This window comes from Nonomuraea sp. NPDC003201 (assembly GCF_053590415.1).
In genome coordinates, this window is the sequence record NZ_JBSFTC010000051.1 from 35264 (window position 1) to 51851 (window position 16588).

The following is a 16588-nucleotide window of genomic DNA, read 5'->3' on the forward strand; positions in this document are numbered from 1 at the left end:
CACAGCGTGTGAGCACTCTCCGCAAATTTGGCCAGGCCTTTACGTCATATGGATGTCATGACATATTGGCCCAGGGTGTTACCTCCTTACGGACCTGTCGGAGGGTTTGGATGGCATTGCGGAAACGGTCGATAGGTGTGGTCGCGGTCATCACCGCGGCCGGGCTGGGGCTCGCAGCCTGCGGCCAGTCGTCCGGCGGCGGCGGAGGCGGTGACGCCATCGAGCTGACGATCACCCAGAACGCCATCGCGGGCGGGAAGAACGCCGCCGGCGCCAACTTCATCGCGAACTGGGTGATCCCCAAGTTCGAGGCGGCGCAGAAGGCGAAGGGCAAGAACGTCAAGGTCAAGTTCGTCCCCAGCGGCGTCGACGACGAGCAGTACAAGACCAAGCTCTCCCTGGACCTCAAGTCAGGCAAGGGCGCCGACGTGATCGACATCGACGGCATCTGGGCGGGCGAGTTCGCCGAGGCGGGCTACCTCAAGCCGCTGGCGGACCTGGCCGGCGCGGACGCCGACAGCTGGGACGGCTGGTCGCAGATCCCCGAGGCCGTCCAGGGCCTGGCCACGTTCAACGGCAAGAAGTACGCGCTGCCCGTCGGCACCGACGGCCGGGTGCTCTACTTCAACAAGACGCTCTTCCAGAAGGCCGGGCTGCCGGCCGACTGGCAGCCGAAGAGCTGGCAGGAGGTCCTCGACGCCGGGACGAAGCTGAAGTCCTCCGGCGTGCCCGTGCCGATCCAGATCAACGCCGGCACGGCGATGGGCGAGGCCACCTCCATGCAGGGCGTGCTGCCGCTGCTCGCGGGCGCGGGCGGCGAGGTGCAGAAGGACGGCAAGTGGGCGGGCGCCTCCCAGCCGCTGAAGGACGCGCTCGGCCTCTACCAGAAGATCTACGGCGGCGGCCTCGGCGACCCCAAGCTCCAGCAGGAGGCCAAGGGCCGCGACAAGTCGTTCCAGCAGTTCGCCGAGGGGAAGATCGGCATCCTGATGGAGGGCGACTACTTCTGGCGCGGCGTCGTCAACCCCGCGACCGGCGTGGCCAAGATGGCCGACCGCGACCAGGTCGTCGGCTATGCCATGATCCCCGCGATGGAGCCCGGCAAGGGCATCCGCGGCCAGGACTTCGTCAGCATGTCGGGCGGCGCGCTGCGTACGGTGAACCCCAACAGCAAGCACCCGAAGGAGGCCTTCGAGCTGGCGGCCTTCACGCTCTCGCCGGAGGGGCTGAAGGAGGAGACCAAGGACGGCAACGTCCGCATCACGCCCCGCACCGACGTCAACAAGGAGATCCTCGCCGGTGAGCCGCTGCTGACGTTCATCTCGGAGAAGGTGCTGCCGCTGACGGCCTACCGGCCGCCGGTGGCCGTCTACCCGCAGGTGTCGGTGGCGCTGCAGGAGGCCACGGCCGCGGTGGTGGGCGGCACGGCGCCCGACCAGGCGGCGGCCGACTACCAGAAGAAGCTCGAAGGAATCGTCGGTGGCCCTGGCAACATCGCCTCCTGAGGCCACCGAGGCCGCCGCGCCGAGCCGTTACAGCTCGGACGCGGCGGGCCTGGGCAGGCTGCGGGCAGGGGTCTTCGTGGCCCCCGCCCTGCTGCTCGTCGCCGCGTTCCTGGTCTTCCCCGCGCTCTGGGTGCTCTATCTCGCCCTCACGAACTACCGCCTGACCGGCGCCGCCGCCGCGGAGCCGCAGTTCGTGGGGCTCGCCAACCTCCTTGACGCGGCCGCCAACCCCGAGTTCTGGAGCTCCACCTGGCTGACCGTCGAGTTCGTGCTGGGCTCGGCGGTCATCGGGCAGGTCGGGCTCGGCTTCACCATCGCCTGGCTGCTGCGCGACCGGCGGGGCCCGCTGAAGCGGCTGGTCGAGGGCCTGGTCATCCTGGCCTGGATCCTGCCCGGCGCGATCGTGTCGTTCCTGTGGGTGGCGCTGCTCGACCGCGACGGCGGCACGCTCAACGCGCTGCTCGGCATCCAGGGCTTCGCCTGGCTGCTCGACCACCCGATGCTCTCGATCATCGTGTTCAACATCTGGCGCGGCACCGCGTTCTCGATGATGCTGTACGGCGCCGCGCTCGGGAACGTGCCCCCGTCGCACCTGGAGAGCGCCCGGCTGGCCGGGGCCTCCGGCTGGCAGCAGCTCAGGGACGTGGTGTTCCCGCACATCAGAGGACACATCCTGACCAACCTGCTGCTGATCAGCCTGTGGACGTTCAACGACTTCACCCCGTTCCTGCTGACCGCCGGCGGCCCCGACGGCAAGTCCGAGGTGCTGGCCGTGCACGTGTACAAGGTCGCGCTGCAGAGCGGCGAGCTGGGTTATGGCGCCGCGGTCTCCGCGATCATTCTGCTGATCAACCTGGTCGTGGCCGTGTTCTACCTGCGGCTGCTCCGGAGTAGGAAATGACCCGTTTCGTGCTGGGCCGGATCGGCTTCTACACGCTGATCGCGGTGCTGCTGGCCTTCTTCACGATCCCGCTGCTGTGGCTGGTGACGGCGCCCTTCACCTCCGACCCGACCTACGAGGTCAAGGTCCCCGACTTCACCCTGGACAACTTCAGGGCGGTGGCCGAGCATCCGTACGCGCTGCCGTCCCTCTACAACTCCCTGGTGCTGTCCGTCGGCACGGCCGTGCTGGTGGTGATCCTGGCGGCGCTGGCCGCGTACGCGCTGAGCCGGGTGCGGCTGCCCGGCCGGGACGCGCTGCTCTACGCGTTGCTGCTGCTGTCGTCGATCATCACGGGGACGGCGGCCATGGTGCCGCTGTTCCAGCTCGCGGTCGAGCTCAACCTCATCGACTCGCAGCTCGGGCTGATCCTCATCCTGACCGGCGGGCTGCTGCCGGCGGCGATCTTCATGCTCAAGGACTTCATGGACTCCACGCCGAAGTCGTACGAGGAGTCGGCGCGGGTCTTCGGGGCCACGCCGCTGCAGATCGTGCGGCACGTGGTGGTGCCCCTGGTGCGGCCCGGCCTGGCGACGGTCGGGGTCTGGGCGGTGGCCAACGTGTGGGGGAACTTCCTCATGCCGTACCTGCTGCTGAGCGACGTCGAGAAGCAGCCGGCGGCGGTGATCACGTACACCCTCTACACCGAGGGCGGCCAGGCCAACCTCAGCATGTTGTCCACGTTCGGCCTGCTGTACTCGGTCCCCGTGGTGCTCATGTACCTGTTCGTCAGCAAGAAGTACGGCTTCCGCTTCCACGGAGGGATCAAGCGTTAATGGCCGGAATCGAACTACGCGGGCTGACCAAGGTCTATCCCGGCGGGGTGAAGGCGCTCGACTCGCTCGATCTGGTCATCCCCGACGGCGAGTTCTTCGCCCTGCTCGGCCCCTCCGGCTGCGGCAAGACCACGCTGCTGCGCACGATCGCCGGCCTGGAGACCGCCACCGGCGGAGCCGTGGTCATCGGCGACCGGGACGTGACGGGCGTGCAGCCCGGCGGCCGGGACGTCGCCATGGTCTTCCAGGACTACGCGCTCTTCCCGCACATGGACGTCACGGACAACATCGCCTACCCGCTGCGCATCAAGAAGGTCGCCAAGGGCGCCCGCCGCGACAAGGCCGCCGAGGTGGGGGCGCGGCTCGGGCTCGAACAGCTCATGGACCGGCGGCCGGGCCAGCTCTCGGGCGGGCAGCAGCAGCGGGTGGCGCTGGCCAGGGTGATGGCCACGCAGGCGCAGGCGTTCCTGTTCGACGAGCCGCTGTCCAACCTGGACGCCCGGCTGCGGCTGGAGGCGCGTACGTTCCTGAAGAAGCTCCAGCGCGAGCTCGGCGTCACCACCGTCTTCGTCACCCACGACCAGGCGGAGGCCCTGGCCATGGCCGACCGGATGGCCGTCATGGAAGCCGGGCACATCCGGCAGATCGGCACGCCGGCCGAGGTCTTCCAGCGGCCCGCGAACACGTTCGTGGCCGGATTCATCGGCTCGACACCCATGAACCTGCTCGACGGCGTCGTACGAGGTGACACGCTGGAGGTGGCAGGGTGCAAGGTGGCGGTCCCGGCCTCGGCCGAGGGACGGCTCTCCGACGGGGAGAAGATCGTGTACGGCGTGCGACCCGAATACCTGGCCTACTCGCCCGAGCCCGGCGGGGGCGCGCTGGGCGGCAAGGTGGCCATCGTGGAGAACCTCGGCGCGTCCCACCTGGTGACCCTCGACGTCAACGACGTGACCGTGCAGGCCGTCGTGCCCGAGGGGAGCGAGCCCGAGATCGGCGACGACGGCTACGCGACGCCCCGGCGTGACCGCGCCCTCGTCTACCGGGACGGAGAGCTTGTTTGAGAGGGCACTGGAGCCTGGACGACCGGCTGGAGCGGATCCTGCGCGAGGTGCCCTTCGAGGTGCCCGCGGGGACCGCCGCCGTGACCGTGCGGCTGGCGTACGACCGGTCGGCGGGTGTCATCGACCTCGGCTGCGGCGCTCCTGACGGCTTCCGCGGCTGGTCGGGCGGCGCACGCGACGAGTACACGATCACCCCGGACTGGGCAACGCCCGGCTACCTGCCGGGCGAGCCGGAGGCGGGCACGTGGCACGTGTGGCTGCGGCTGCACCGCATCCCGCCGCAGGGCCTCGACTACTCGCTGGAGATCACCACCTCGGCCGTCGCCCCCGCCGGGCCGGTGGCCGAGGAGCCGCCGCACGGGGAGCGCCCGCCCCGGCGGGACGTGCCGTCGGTCGACGGCCTGCGGTGGTTCGCGGGCGACTTCCACGCCCACACCCTGCACAGCGACGGCAGCCTGACCATCGCCGAACTGGCCGAGCTGGCCCACGGGCGCGGCCTCGACTTCCTGGCCGTCACCGACCACAACACCGTCAGCCACCACCCCTGGCTGGGCAAGATCGACCGTGGGATCACGCTCATCCCGGGTCAGGAGGTCACCACCGACCGGGGCCACGCGAACGTGTTCGGCGAGGTCGGCTGGGTGGACTTCCGGCAGCCGGCCGACTCCTGGGTCGAGCACGCCGAGCGCGCGGGCGGGCTGATCTCGATCAACCACCCGCTCGGCGGCGACTGCGCCTGGCTGCTGCCCATCACCCGGCGGCCCCGGATCGCCGAGGTCTGGAGCTCCGGCTGGTGGGACCGCCGCTGGGGCGCGCCGCTGGCCTGGGCGGACGCCTGGCGTGACGACGTGATCGCGATCGGCGGCAGCGACTTCCACCGCCACGGCTCCGACGGCCTGCCCGGCGGACCGACGACGTGGGTGCTGGCCGAGGACACGAGCACGGTGCTGGACGGCGTCCGCGCCGGGCACACCGCCGTCTCCCCCGGCCCCGACGGGCCGCTGCTGCTCAGGCTGGGCGACGAACTGCTCGCCCTGGACGCCGACGGCCTGGTCCTGGTACGCCCCGACGGCACCCGGCAGGTCGTACGCGGGGAGCGCGTCCTGCTGCGGGCCCTTGACGGACGCCACCGCCTGGAAACCTACGAGAACGAGGTGATCGCGCTATGCGAGTGAAGGTCGCCAACGCGCCCGTGAGCTTCGGTGTCTTCGAGCTGGCCACCGAGCCGCCACCGTTGAGCGCCGACGAGATGGTCCGCGCGCTGTCCGAGGCCGGGTACGAGGGCATCGACTCCGGGCCGATCGGCTACCTGGGCACCGGATCCGGGCTCGCCGACCGGCTGGCCGGGAACGGGCTGCTGCTCGCGGGCGGCTGGGTGGACCTGCCCTACAGCGACGCGGCGGCGTTTGAGGCCGGGCGGCCCTCGCTGGAGGCCGCGCTCGACGTGTTCGCCGCCGCGCCGCCGGCGCCCGAGGGGTTCGGGCCGCGGCCCACGCTGGCCTGCTCGGGGTCGCCGGAGCGGTTCGCGCGCCCGGGTGGGAGCGTTCCAGGATTGGCGGTGTCCGAGTGGGCGGGCTACGCGGCCCGGGTGCAGGACGCGGTCGACCGGTGCCGCGAGCGCGGGCTGGAGCCCGTGTTCCACCACCACCTCGGCACCTACGTCGAGACCCCCGACGACGTCGAGCGGCTGCTGGAGCTGACCGACGTGCAGCTCTGCCTGGACACCGGCCACCTGCTGCTGGCCGGGGGCGACCCGGTGAGCGCGCTGCGCGACTGGTCGGGCCGGGTCGGGCACGTGCACATCAAGGACGGCGACACGAAGATCCTCGCCCAGGCCCTGGCCGACGGCGTGGACCTGCGCGAGCTCATGGGGCGCGGCGGGTTCGCCCCGCTCGGTGAGGGCGAGCTCGACCTGCCCGCCGTGGTGCGCGTCCTGGACGAGATCGACTACGCGGGCTGGGTCGTCATCGAGCAGGACACCCTGCCCGGACGCCGCACCGTCGCCCAGAACATCGCCGACCAGGCGGTCAACCGCCGCAGGCTGGAGGACTTGGGACTGTGAGAATCGCGCTGGTGGGATGCGGCGCCGTCACGCAGGCGGTCTACGTGCCGTTGCTGTCGAGGCGGCGCGACCTGTTCGAGGTGGTCGCGGTCTGCGACCTGTCGCGGACGCTCGCCGACGCGGTGGGTGAGCGGCTGGGCGCGGCCGGGCGCTTCACGTCGGTGGCTGAGCTGCTCTCGGCCGGGGGTTTCGAGGCCGTGCTGGTGCTCGCCTCGGGCTCGCACGGGGAGACGGTCGGCCGGGCGCTGGCCGGCGGGTACGCCGTGCTGTGCGAGAAGCCGCTCGCGCTGACCAGGGCCGAGGTGGCCGGCCTCCCCGAGGGGCGGCTGATGGTGGGCTACATGAAGCAGTACGACCCGGCCGTGCGCCGGGCCGAGGAACTGCTGGCCGAGCTGGGCGGACCGGAGGCGATCAGGTCGGTCGAGGTGACCGTGCTGCATCCGAGCGGGGAGTCGCAGCTGGCGTTCGCGAACCTGACGCAGGCGCGGGACGTGGATCCGGGGCTGCTCGACTCGTTGCGGGCCGCCGAGCGCGACCTGGTCTCGCGGGCGCTGGGGGAGTCGGCGCCGGAGCAGGTACGGGCGCTGTACGGGGTGGCCTTGGGCTCGATATGCCACGATTTGTCGCTCTTGAGGCGCTTTACCGGGTCGCCTACGGAAATCTCGTACGTTGAGGCGTGGGGGCCCGCGCCGGGGTCCATCGAGATCACCGGGCCCCTGCCCGTCCGGGGGCGGTTCTCCATCCGCTGGCACTACCTGGAGGACTACCCGGCCTACCGCGAGACCGTGGCCATCCACCACGACAGGGGCTCGCTGGAGCTGGTCTTCCCCTCGCCCTACCTGATGAACGCGCCCACCACGCTCACCGTGGTCTCCGGCGCCGAGAGCCGCACCGAATACCGCGACGTGACCGAGGCGTTCGAGGTACAGCTGGCCGCCTTTCATGCTTTCGTGAACGATGGCAAGCCGCCCCTCACGGACGCGGGCGGCGGGCTGGAGGACATCGTGACCGCCCAGCGGATCGCCGCTCGTTACGCCGTACAGCATGATCTGCCCATCGGAGGGGAGGGCGCGTGAGCACCGAGATTGTCGTCGTACCGCACACGCACTGGGACCGGGAGTGGTACGAGCCGTTCCAGCGCTTCCGGCTGCGGCTGGTGGCGCTGCTCGACGAGGTGCTCGACACCATGGAGCGCGAGCCCGCCTACCACTTCACCCTCGACGGGCAGCTGGCCTGCGTGGACGACTATCTGGAGGTGCGGCCCGAGAACCGCGACCGGATCGCCGCGCTCGTCGAGTCGGGACGGCTGGCGGTGGGGCCGTGGCAGATCCTGCTCGACGAGTTCCTGTGCTCGGGCGAGAACATCGTGCGCAACCTCGAACTGGGCATGAGCCGGGCGGACAAGCTCGGCGGGGCGATGCCGGTGGGGTACCTGCCCGACATGTTCGGGCACACGGCGCAGATGCCGCAGATCCTGCGCAAGGCCGGGCTGCTGCACGCGTGCGTCTACCGCGGGGTGCCGTCCTCGGTGACCACGGACGCCTTCGCCTGGGTCGCGCCGGACGGGACGGCGCTGCGCACCCAGTACCTGCCCGCGGGCGGCTACGGGAACGGGGCGCACCTGTTCTCTGACTCGGCCGGGCTGACCGAGCGGGCGGCCGCGTTCGTCACGACCATGCGGGAGTGGCACGGGCCCGAGGGCGCGCTGCTGGCCATGTACGGCACGGACCACTCGGCGCCGGTGCGCGGGCTGCCGGAGATGGTGGCGGCGATCGGCGCCCGGATGGACACCCTGTCCGGATATATCGGGAAATATTCCGGTGAGGTGGACGGGCTGCCGCGCGTCGAAGGCGAGCTGCGCTCCCACGCCCGCGCCAACATCCTGCCCGGCGTCATCTCGGTCCGGGCCCACGTCAAGCAGGCCATGGGCCGCGCCGAGCGGATGGTCGAGCGCTACGCCGAGCCGCTGGCCACCCTCTGGGGCGCCGAGTGGCCGGGCCGCTTCCTCGACATGGCGTGGTGGCGGCTGGTCGACGCCAGCGGCCACGACTCGGTGACCGGCTGCGGCGTGGACGACACCGCCCAGCAGGTGGCCGCGCGCATCGCCGAGGCCGAGCACCTCGGCCAGGCCGTACGCGACATGGTGACCGCCCGGCTGGCCGCATCGGTGCCCTCCGACGGGGTGCTCCTCGTCAACCCGACGCCCGCCGCGCGCAGCGGCGTCGTGGTCGTGGACGTGGCCGGCACCGACCCGCTGGTGGACCCCTCGGGCGCGCCGGTGCCGGTGCAGCCGCTGGAGTACGCGCCCACGCTGCTGCTGGACGAGGAGATGGACGCCGCCACGGCGCTGACCTTCGTCCACGGCACCGAGCTGTACGGGCAGCACATCACGGCGTGGTCGGTGGAGGGCGGGACGCTGACGTTCACGGTGGCGCGGGAGACGTCGGCCGTGATCGACCTGGACGACCTGCGCGCGGCGACCGGTGGCGTGCGGCGGGTGCGCATCCTCGCCGAGCCGAGGCGCACGGTCGCCGCCCTGGTGGAGGTGCCGCCGCTGGGCCACACGAGCATCCGGCCGGTGCCCCGCGAGCACGTGCAGGGGTCACCCGCCGGCGAGGGCCGGCCGGCTCCTACGCCGGTGCGCGGCGACGAGGAGGTGCTGGACAACGGCCTGCTGCGGGTCACGATCGCCGGCGACGGCACGCTGACGCTGGTGGGTGCCGACGGCACGACGGTCACGGGAGCCGGGCGCATCGTGGACGGCGGCGACGTCGGCGACACCTACAACCACGCGCCTCCGGCCGACGACCTGCTCGTGTCCGAGCCGTCGTCCGTCGAGACGGAGCTGATCTGCTCGGGTCCGCTGGTGGCGGCGGTGGACGTACGGCGTACGTACCGGTGGCCGGCGTCGGGGGACGGGATCGACGGCGCGCCCGAGCTGCCCGCTCCCTCGCGGGCCCCGCGGACCGAGGAGATCGTCGTCACCACCCGCGTCGAGCTGCGGGCCGGCGAGCCGTACGCACGCCTGCGCGTCGAGTTCGACAACCGGTGCGCGGACCATCGGGTTCGGCTGCACGTGCCGCTGCCCGCCCCGGCGACGGAGTCGCACGCCGAGGGCCAGTTCGCGGTCGTCACCCGCGGGCTCACCTCGGAAGGCGGCTGCGGGGAGACCCCGCTGCCCACCTTCCCCGCCTCCTCGTGGGTGGCGGCCGGAGGCGTGGCGGCGCTGCTGGAGCACGTGACGGAGTACGAGGTGGCGGACGGCGAGCTGGCCCTCACGCTCCTGCGTTCGGTCGCCTACCTGTCCCGCAACCGCAACGCCCTGCGTCCCGAGCCGGCCGGGCCGCAGCTGCCGACCCCGGCCGCCCAGTCACGCGGGATCCGCTCGGTGAGCCTGGCGCTGATGCCGTACGCGGAGTCCTGGCAGGAGGTCGTGCCGCAGGCCGAGACCTTCCGCCACGACCTGCTCGTGATCCCGGGCCGGGGCGACCGCGCTTCGGCGCTGCCCGATCCCGCGCCCGGGCTGTCGGTGACGGGCGACGGCGTGGTGATGACCTCGCTGCGGATGCGTGACGACCGGCAGGAGCTCAGGGTCGTGGCCCTCACGCCGGCCGCCACGGAGGCCGTCATCGAGGGCGCCTTCACCGAGGCCCGCCACGCCGACCTGCGCGGCCGCCCCGGCGATCGGCTCCCGGTCGCGGACGGCGTGCTCCGCCTGGCGCTGAAGCCGTGGGAGATCGCGACGGTTCAGCTCTCCGGATAGCCGACGAGCCGCCTCAGTGCCTGCTCGCGCGCCTCCCTGGCCAGGTCCTCCTCGGACCGGGGCAGGCCGAGCGCCAGTGCCCGGTCCAGGTCCGCCAGCGCGCCGCGGAAATCGCGGAGCGCGATCCGGACCTGGCCCCGGCCGTAGAGTGCCCGGGCGGCGTTGCGGTCCAGGTCGAGCGCATCGTTGAAGGCGGCCTCCGCGTCCGCGGGCGAGCCGGCCCGCCAGAGCGCGTGGGCCAGGAGCGTGCGGGCCGGGACGTCTCCCGGCATCCTGGCCACCGCCTGCCGGCCCAGGTCCACCGCCTCGTCCGGGCTGCCCATCGACAGGCAGACCTCGGCGAGCGCCGTCAGGACCCGTACGGTGGCCAGGGCGTCCTGCTGGCTCTCGAACTGCGAGCGCGCCGCGGTCAGCGTCTCCCTGGCGGCCTCCAGGTCGCCCTCGACCCTGGCGACCTCCGCCTTGAACGCCAGCAGGTTGGCGAACTGCCGCTCGTCGCCCTGCTCCAAGGAGCGGCTGGCCGCCACGTCGGCGAAGCGGCGGGCCGAGATGAAGTTGCCCTCACCGAGCGCGGCCTCGGCGGCGGCGCGGAAGTCGGCGGGCGTGTGCTCCTGCGGTCGGTCGCGGGCAGGCGTGACGTGGTGAGCGGTGCGGATGGCCTCGACCAGGCGTTCCTGGCCGAGCTGGTACCACAGGCTCCTGGCGCGCTGCTCCTCCGTGAGGATGTGCCGGGCCACCAGGGCGTCCACCACGGCGTTGGGCATGTCGGCGGTCTGCGTCAGGCCGCGGTAGGCGGTGCCGCGCGTGCCCCGCTCGGTGATGAAGGTCGTCTCGATCCAGGCGCGCAGCTCCGGCTCGGACACGCCGGTCTCCAGGCTCACGTCGCGGACCGCGCGGTCGAAGTAGGCGGCGAGGATGCCGGTGAGGTCGCCGAGCTGGGCGAGCAGCTCCGCGGTGATCGTGTCGTCGTAGTCGCCCAGGCCCGACCAGAGCGCCGCGCACGCGATCTGCAGCTCGAAGGGCGAGACCCGCTCATTGACGATCTCGACGCTCTCGCCCAGCCGGTCGGTGTAGGTCGTCTTGCGCAGCCGCTCGACCAGCCGCTCCGCCACGCCGGGCGCGTAGCGGTGGCCGCTCTGCGAGGCCGGTCTCGTCACCGCGGCCACCGCGGACGCCTGCCCCAGGCCGTCGAGGCGCACATAGGCGAACGGCTGGGGGCTCAGCAGCCCTTCGTAGCCGCTCAGCGTGGCGAGCTGGTCGTCGCGCACCAGGAGCAGCAGGTTGAGCGGCAGGTCCCGCAGGGCCTGGGCCAGCTCGCCGATGAGGCGGTCGCGCTCGGGCAGCCGGGCGGGGAAGGCCGTGAACAGCTCTTCCATGTGGTCGATCGCGGCCAGCACCCGGTGCGGGGCGGCGCCGGCGAGGATGCTCTCCAGCGCCGAGCCGACCGTCTGCCCGGGGTCGGGGGTCTGGCGGGCGGGGGTCCAGCTGCTGATCAGGGTGAAGCGGTAGCCGCCCGGCCCGGACGCGTGCGCGAGGGGCCAGGTGGGCTGGTGGATCAGCCGTCCGACGGGCAGGGTCAGCGTGCGCGGCTCGTCGTCGAGCAGCGGGAGGACCCCGGCGTGCAGCAGGGACGTCTTGCCGACTGCGGCGGGGCCGTGGAGCACGACCACCCGCTCGGACAGCCAGGCGTCCCGCAGGTGGCGGGCCTCCTCCGACCTGCCGTGGAACAGGGCGGACTCGGTGCGGCGGAAGGGGCGCGGGCCGACGTACGGCTCGGGATTGCTGGTCATGGCGTCCCCCGGAGTCCGGCGGCAAGCTTGTCGTTGAGCGAGCGCGGGGTCTCCCACAGGATGCGGATGCTCTGGGCCTGGAAGTAGCGCGCGAGGTATTGGCGCTCCTCGGCGGAGTGGTCGTCCGGGTTGAGCTGGATGCTCGTGTGCTCCCTGCGCATGGTGCCGGGCAGGCCGTGCAGCAGGGTCCGGAACATGACGTGGAACGTCCAGTCGCGCAGGCCGTAGCCGATGAACAGCAGCGCCTTCGTCCGCAGCGCGGTGCGGACCGGGAAGGGCAGCAGCGTCATCGGGTGTCCGCCGCGGAGGGCAGCGGACGACGCGTTGGTGTGCCTGCCGTCCTGGGCCAGCCTGACCAGGAAGTCGAGGTAGTCGTCCTCGATGAGCACGATCGAGTGCGGCTCCTTGTGGTGGCCGTGCAGATGGAACACGAGTGGCCGCTCCACGCACGGGGTGAAGGCTGGTTCACGAAAAGGACTCCCGGTCCAGTCGTCGGAAGACATCGCATACCACGGACACAAGTCCCAAATGGGTTGTTTCCTCGCCTGCTGCAGCGCCAGGAACATGAAGTCGTCGTAGTTCGTGGTGATGTACAGGGGGAGAGGGTAGCGGGCCAGCACCGCGTGCACGGGGAATTGATCCGTCCGGTCGGGCGGGGTCGCGTTGGCGAACTCGGCCCTCAGGAATTCGCGTTTCGTCCTGGTTGCGTCACGATAGACCATCGTGGTCGCGTATTGCATCACGCGTGCCAGGTTGTCGGAATCCGCGTACGGGTAGTTGATCTTGCCGGCCCATTTCGCGGCGAGCTGACCACCGAGCGGGAGCCGCTCCGCGCTGGCTCCCGCGCCGAGAAAGGGGATGCAGTCACCATTGTTGAGATCCCCGATCAGCAGATCCCAGGCGGCCTCGTTCTCGCGGTCGATGCCACCGGCGTGCACGCGTCACCGCCTTCCGGGTCATGGCGGCGAGGTGCGGAACCCTTCAGAGGGTCCATGAAAGGGCCGCCGCAGTCAATAGCCGAGAATGGCCGCATGGTGGCGCGGCGTCATCTCCGACATAGCCCAATATATGTTAGTAATCCCGACAAAGAGCGCTTTAAGTGACGCAGCAAACCGCCATTAAGGGCGGTCCGCTTCGGAGGGAAATGCTCTTTCCGCTGGGTGCGGACGCGACCTGCGGCGGGCAGATATCGCATTAGGATCGGTGGCGAAAGCCGAATAGCGACCAGTGGCGGTGATCGTGATGGAGGACGTCGCGCGGCAGGAACGCCGCCCCACCCTCTGGGGGCGGGAGATCCCGTTCCGCAACCGCTGTTTCACCGGTCGTGAGCGTGAGCTCGCCGAGCTCCACAGCCGGCTCGCGCAGCACTCGACCGCGCTGGTCGGCCAGCCGCCCCAGCCCGTCTACGGCATGGGCGGCATCGGCAAGACCGAGATCGCCGCCGAATACGCGCACCGCCACGCGGAGGACTACGACCTCGTCTGGTGGATCAGGGCCGAGCAGGAGGAGACCATCGTCAACTCGCTGATCGGGCTGGGCCGCAAGATGTCCCTCGACGGCTTCCGCCCCGACGATCGCGACTACTCCGCCAGGCTGGTCCTGTCCGCCCTCGCCAACCGCGAGCTCTACGAGCGATGGCTGCTGATCTACGACAACGTCGAGAGCGCCAACGCGGTGCAGCACTACCTGCCCAGCGGCGGCGGCCACGTCATCATCACCACGCGCGACCGGCACTGGCGGCGGGCGATGGACCTCGACGGGATCGAGGTGGGGGAGTTCCTTCCCGACGAAACGGTCAAGTTCTTTCATAGGCGGGTGACCGCCCTGGCCGACCCGGGTAGGTCCGGCTCCGTGGAAGCCGAGGCCGACGCGAAGGAGCTGGCCAATCAGCTCGGAAACCTCCCGCTGGCCGCCGAGCACGCCGCCGCGTATCTGAACGAGACCGGCACCAGCATCTCCGAATACCTGGAGTTGTTCCGCGACAACGCGCACGCGCTGCTGGCCAGCTCGGTCGACATCAAATACCCGCAGACCGTGGCGACGACGTGGAGCGTCTCGCGCAGCAAGATCTCGCCGGAGGCAGACGCGCTGTTCAAGCTGCTGGCCAGCCTCTCCGCCGAGCCGATCGCCGAGGAGCTGCTCGTGCAGCCCGCCGTGGCCTCCAAGCTGCCGCCGCCGCTCGACCGGGTGCTGAGCGGCGTGACGGAGTTCCGCAGGGCGGCCAGGGAGCTGGGCCGCTACTCCATGCTCAAGCTCGACGGCGTGCGCAACGTCGTGCAGCTGCACCGCGTCGTGCAGGCCGTGACCAGGGACCGCATGGTGCGCGAGGACCCGGAGGCCGCGGCCCGCTTCCAGGAGGCAGCCCACCTCCTGATGGCCGCCTCTGATCCCGGAGCGGTCGACCGCGAGGACAGCGAGCAGATCTACCAGCGGTCCCTGCAGCACCTGGTGCCCTCGCGGGCGGTCGAGTCCGCCGACCGCCTGGTCCGCAAGCTGATCATCAACCAGGTCGAGCAGCTCTACCGCCGTGGCGGCCACCAGGAGAGCCTGCGGATCGGCCTGCCGACGCTGGAGCTGTGGCGGCAGCGGTTCGGCCAGGACGACAAGCAGACCCTGGCCCTGGCGGTCCAGGTCGGCAACGCGCTGCGCACCGCCGGCCAGTGGGAGGAGAGCCTGCGCCTGCACGCCGACACCCTCCAGCGGCTGCGTGACAACTTCGGCGAGCTGGACGCCGTCTACCTGAGCTGCGCCCGGGTGCACGACGTCGGGCTGCGGCTGCTCGGCCGCTACGCCGACGCGCTGGACAACGACCTGAGGCTGCTGCCGCTCTTCGAGCAGCAACTGCGCCCCGACCACCCCGACACGCTGCGGATCCGCAGCAACGTGGCGGTGAGCCTGCGCTGCCTGGGCCGCTTCCAGGAGGCCCTGCGCTACGACGACGAGACGCTGGCCGAGCGGCAGCGCATCTTCGGCCCGGTCGAGCACGCGACGCTGAGCTCGCAGTTCGGCCGCTCCCGCGACCTGCGCGGGCTGGGGCGCTACGAGGAGTCCCTCGACCTGATCCGGCGGATCAGCAACGCCATCGACCGCAAGAACCAGCCGTGGAACCAGTTCCGGCTCCTGGTCGCCATCGACTTCAGCGTGGCGCTCAACCGGGTCGGCCTCTACGAGGACGCCTTCGTCCAGGGAGTGAAGGCCTGGGAGCGGCACAAGTCGACCCTCGGCCAGGAGCACCGCCAGACGCTGCAGTCGGCCACCAACCTCATCAACGACTACCGGCTCACCGAAGACCTGGCCGGCGCCCAGCGGCTGGGCGAGGAGACGGTGCTGAGCCTGGAGAAGGTGGCCGGCCCCGACCACCCCAACACGCTGGCGGCCTACAACAACCTGGCCATCGTGCTGCGCGTCAGGAACAATCCGGGCGGCGCCCGCGGGCTGAGCGAGCGGGCGGCCGAGGGGATGAAGGCCCTCCTGGGCGACACCCACCCCAACACCCTGATCGCCATGTACAACCTGGCCAGCGACCTGGCCGCGCTGGGCGAGGTGGGGCAGGCCCGGAGGCTGGGCGAGACCGTGCTCGAGCGCAACCTCACGACGCGGGGCCCTGACCACCCCAACACCCTGGCCGCCATGGCCAACCTGTCCCTCGACCGCAACGCCGACGGAGACAAGGACGGCGCCCAGAGCCTGCGGGAGAAGATGCTCGACGGCTACCAGCGCTCGATCATGCCCGACCACCCGCATGCCCGGCTGGCTGCCCAGTACGGCCGGGTCAACCTGGGCATCGAGCCCATGAACGACTGACGGCCTAGATCGAAAACCCGGGATTGGCGCTCAGCCAGCGCGCACGGTGCCCGTCCCGGAGCTCGGCCGCCCGCCGCTCGGCCGAGGCGGGCACCGGCTCGTGCAGCCACTCGCCGAGCCGGCCCAGCAGCCCGTCCACCAGCACCTCGCCCGGCCCGGTCAGGCCGCCCGAGCCGCTCGCGCGGGTCAGCGCCTCGAACGTGATGGCCCGGCGGTAGGCGAACTCCGCCTCCGCCCGCTCGACGGCCGGGCCCGCGTGGCGTTCGTCGGCCGGGCTGGCGTGGCGTTCGTCGGGCGGGTCCGCGTGGCGTTCGGCGCGCCAGAACGCGGTGATCGCGAAGTTCGCGAAACAGCCCTGCAGCAGCGCGCCGAGCGGTCGCGGGTCGGAGCGCCAGGGCGCGTACCAGCGGCGTCCGTCGTCGGGATCGGTCAGCTCGACCATGTCCTCGACCGCGCCGAGTACCAGGTGCCACACCTCGTGGACCAGGCTTTCCGCGAACGCGACCGGGTCGGGCGGCGGCGAGAGCGCGATCGCCCCGTACGCCCAGCCGGACGTCGCGCTGGCGGGCCGCGCTCGATCACGGCCCTCCAGCGGCACGAGCGTGGTGAAGACCGCCGCGATCGTCCCGGCGGCGTGGTGATGCCGTTCGCAGAGCACCTGCCAGGCGCGGCCGAGCTCGCGCTGCCACCACACCGGGTCCGCCTCGCCCCGCCTGCCGAAGCCCGCCAGGTACGGGTCGACCGCGTCGAGCCTGACCGCCAGCCCCAGCCCGTTCGCCTGCGCGTGCAGGGACGGGATCGGGACGAGACCGGAGTCCGCGAACGTGCCGAGCCCCGGGACGAACGCGCCGGGGCCCAGCTGCGGGCCGGGCGGCGGCCGCCGC

The 16588-nt window shown here is 71.6% G+C and carries 12 protein-coding genes; 9 read left to right on the forward strand and 3 right to left on the reverse strand.

What is annotated here, in order from left to right; translation table 11 throughout:
* Positions 1 to 110 precede the first annotated feature (110 nt).
* From ACWDX9_RS20425 to ACWDX9_RS20460, 8 genes are read left to right on the forward strand one after another with little or no spacing between them, the layout of a single operon-like run.
* Positions 111 to 1505: an extracellular solute-binding protein gene (locus ACWDX9_RS20425; RefSeq protein WP_449956082.1), complete on the forward strand. Its 1395-nt coding sequence runs from the start codon at positions 111 to 113 to the stop codon at positions 1503 to 1505.
* Positions 1480 to 2406 (forward strand): carbohydrate ABC transporter permease, encoded by a 927-nt coding sequence (locus tag ACWDX9_RS20430; protein WP_449956085.1) that lies wholly within the window; start codon positions 1480 to 1482, stop codon positions 2404 to 2406. Before ACWDX9_RS20425 ends, ACWDX9_RS20430 begins: the two co-directional genes overlap by 26 nt.
* Positions 2403 to 3221, forward strand: coding sequence for a carbohydrate ABC transporter permease (locus tag ACWDX9_RS20435; protein WP_364250619.1), 819 nt, complete (start codon positions 2403 to 2405; stop codon positions 3219 to 3221). The genes ACWDX9_RS20430 and ACWDX9_RS20435 overlap by 4 nt, the downstream gene beginning before the upstream one ends.
* On the forward strand, positions 3221 to 4285 hold the full coding sequence (locus tag ACWDX9_RS20440) for an ABC transporter ATP-binding protein (RefSeq protein WP_350738999.1): 1065 nt from the start codon (positions 3221 to 3223) through the stop codon (positions 4283 to 4285). Before ACWDX9_RS20435 ends, ACWDX9_RS20440 begins: the two co-directional genes overlap by 1 nt.
* Positions 4282 to 5460: a CehA/McbA family metallohydrolase gene (locus ACWDX9_RS20445; RefSeq protein WP_449956090.1), complete on the forward strand. Its 1179-nt coding sequence runs from the start codon at positions 4282 to 4284 to the stop codon at positions 5458 to 5460. The genes ACWDX9_RS20440 and ACWDX9_RS20445 overlap by 4 nt, the downstream gene beginning before the upstream one ends.
* Complete coding sequence (locus ACWDX9_RS20450; protein WP_449956092.1) at positions 5451 to 6347, forward strand: TIM barrel protein; 897 nt, start codon at positions 5451 to 5453, stop codon at positions 6345 to 6347. Before ACWDX9_RS20445 ends, ACWDX9_RS20450 begins: the two co-directional genes overlap by 10 nt.
* A complete protein-coding gene (locus ACWDX9_RS20455; protein ID WP_449956095.1) occupies positions 6344 to 7423 on the forward strand; it encodes a Gfo/Idh/MocA family protein in 1080 nt (359 codons plus the stop codon). Before ACWDX9_RS20450 ends, ACWDX9_RS20455 begins: the two co-directional genes overlap by 4 nt.
* The gene (locus ACWDX9_RS20460) at positions 7420 to 10110 is read left to right on the forward strand and encodes a glycoside hydrolase family 38 N-terminal domain-containing protein (RefSeq protein WP_449956097.1); all 2691 of its coding nucleotides are present in this window, start codon (positions 7420 to 7422) and stop codon (positions 10108 to 10110) included. Before ACWDX9_RS20455 ends, ACWDX9_RS20460 begins: the two co-directional genes overlap by 4 nt.
* Here the strand turns inward: ACWDX9_RS20460 and ACWDX9_RS20465 are convergent.
* Positions 10095 to 11900, reverse strand: a complete 1806-nt coding sequence (locus ACWDX9_RS20465) for a tetratricopeptide repeat protein (RefSeq protein ID WP_449956100.1) — start codon at positions 11898 to 11900, stop codon at positions 10095 to 10097. The genes ACWDX9_RS20460 and ACWDX9_RS20465 overlap by 16 nt on opposite strands.
* Positions 11897 to 12838, reverse strand: coding sequence for an SIR2 family NAD-dependent protein deacylase (locus tag ACWDX9_RS20470; RefSeq protein WP_449956102.1), 942 nt, complete (start codon positions 12836 to 12838; stop codon positions 11897 to 11899). Before ACWDX9_RS20470 ends, ACWDX9_RS20465 begins: the two co-directional genes overlap by 4 nt.
* 289 nt (positions 12839 to 13127) lie before the next feature.
* Here ACWDX9_RS20470 and fxsT point away from each other — a divergent pair, with 289 nt between their 5' ends.
* Positions 13128 to 15704, forward strand: coding sequence for an FxSxx-COOH system tetratricopeptide repeat protein (gene fxsT, locus ACWDX9_RS20475; RefSeq protein WP_449956105.1), 2577 nt, complete (start codon positions 13128 to 13130; stop codon positions 15702 to 15704).
* 4 nt (positions 15705 to 15708) lie between these two features.
* On the opposite strand, the gene ACWDX9_RS20480 is transcribed toward fxsT, so the two are convergent.
* A partial coding sequence (locus ACWDX9_RS20480) for an aKG-HExxH-type peptide beta-hydroxylase (protein WP_449956108.1) occupies positions 15709 to 16588 on the reverse strand: 880 nt, incomplete at its 5' end.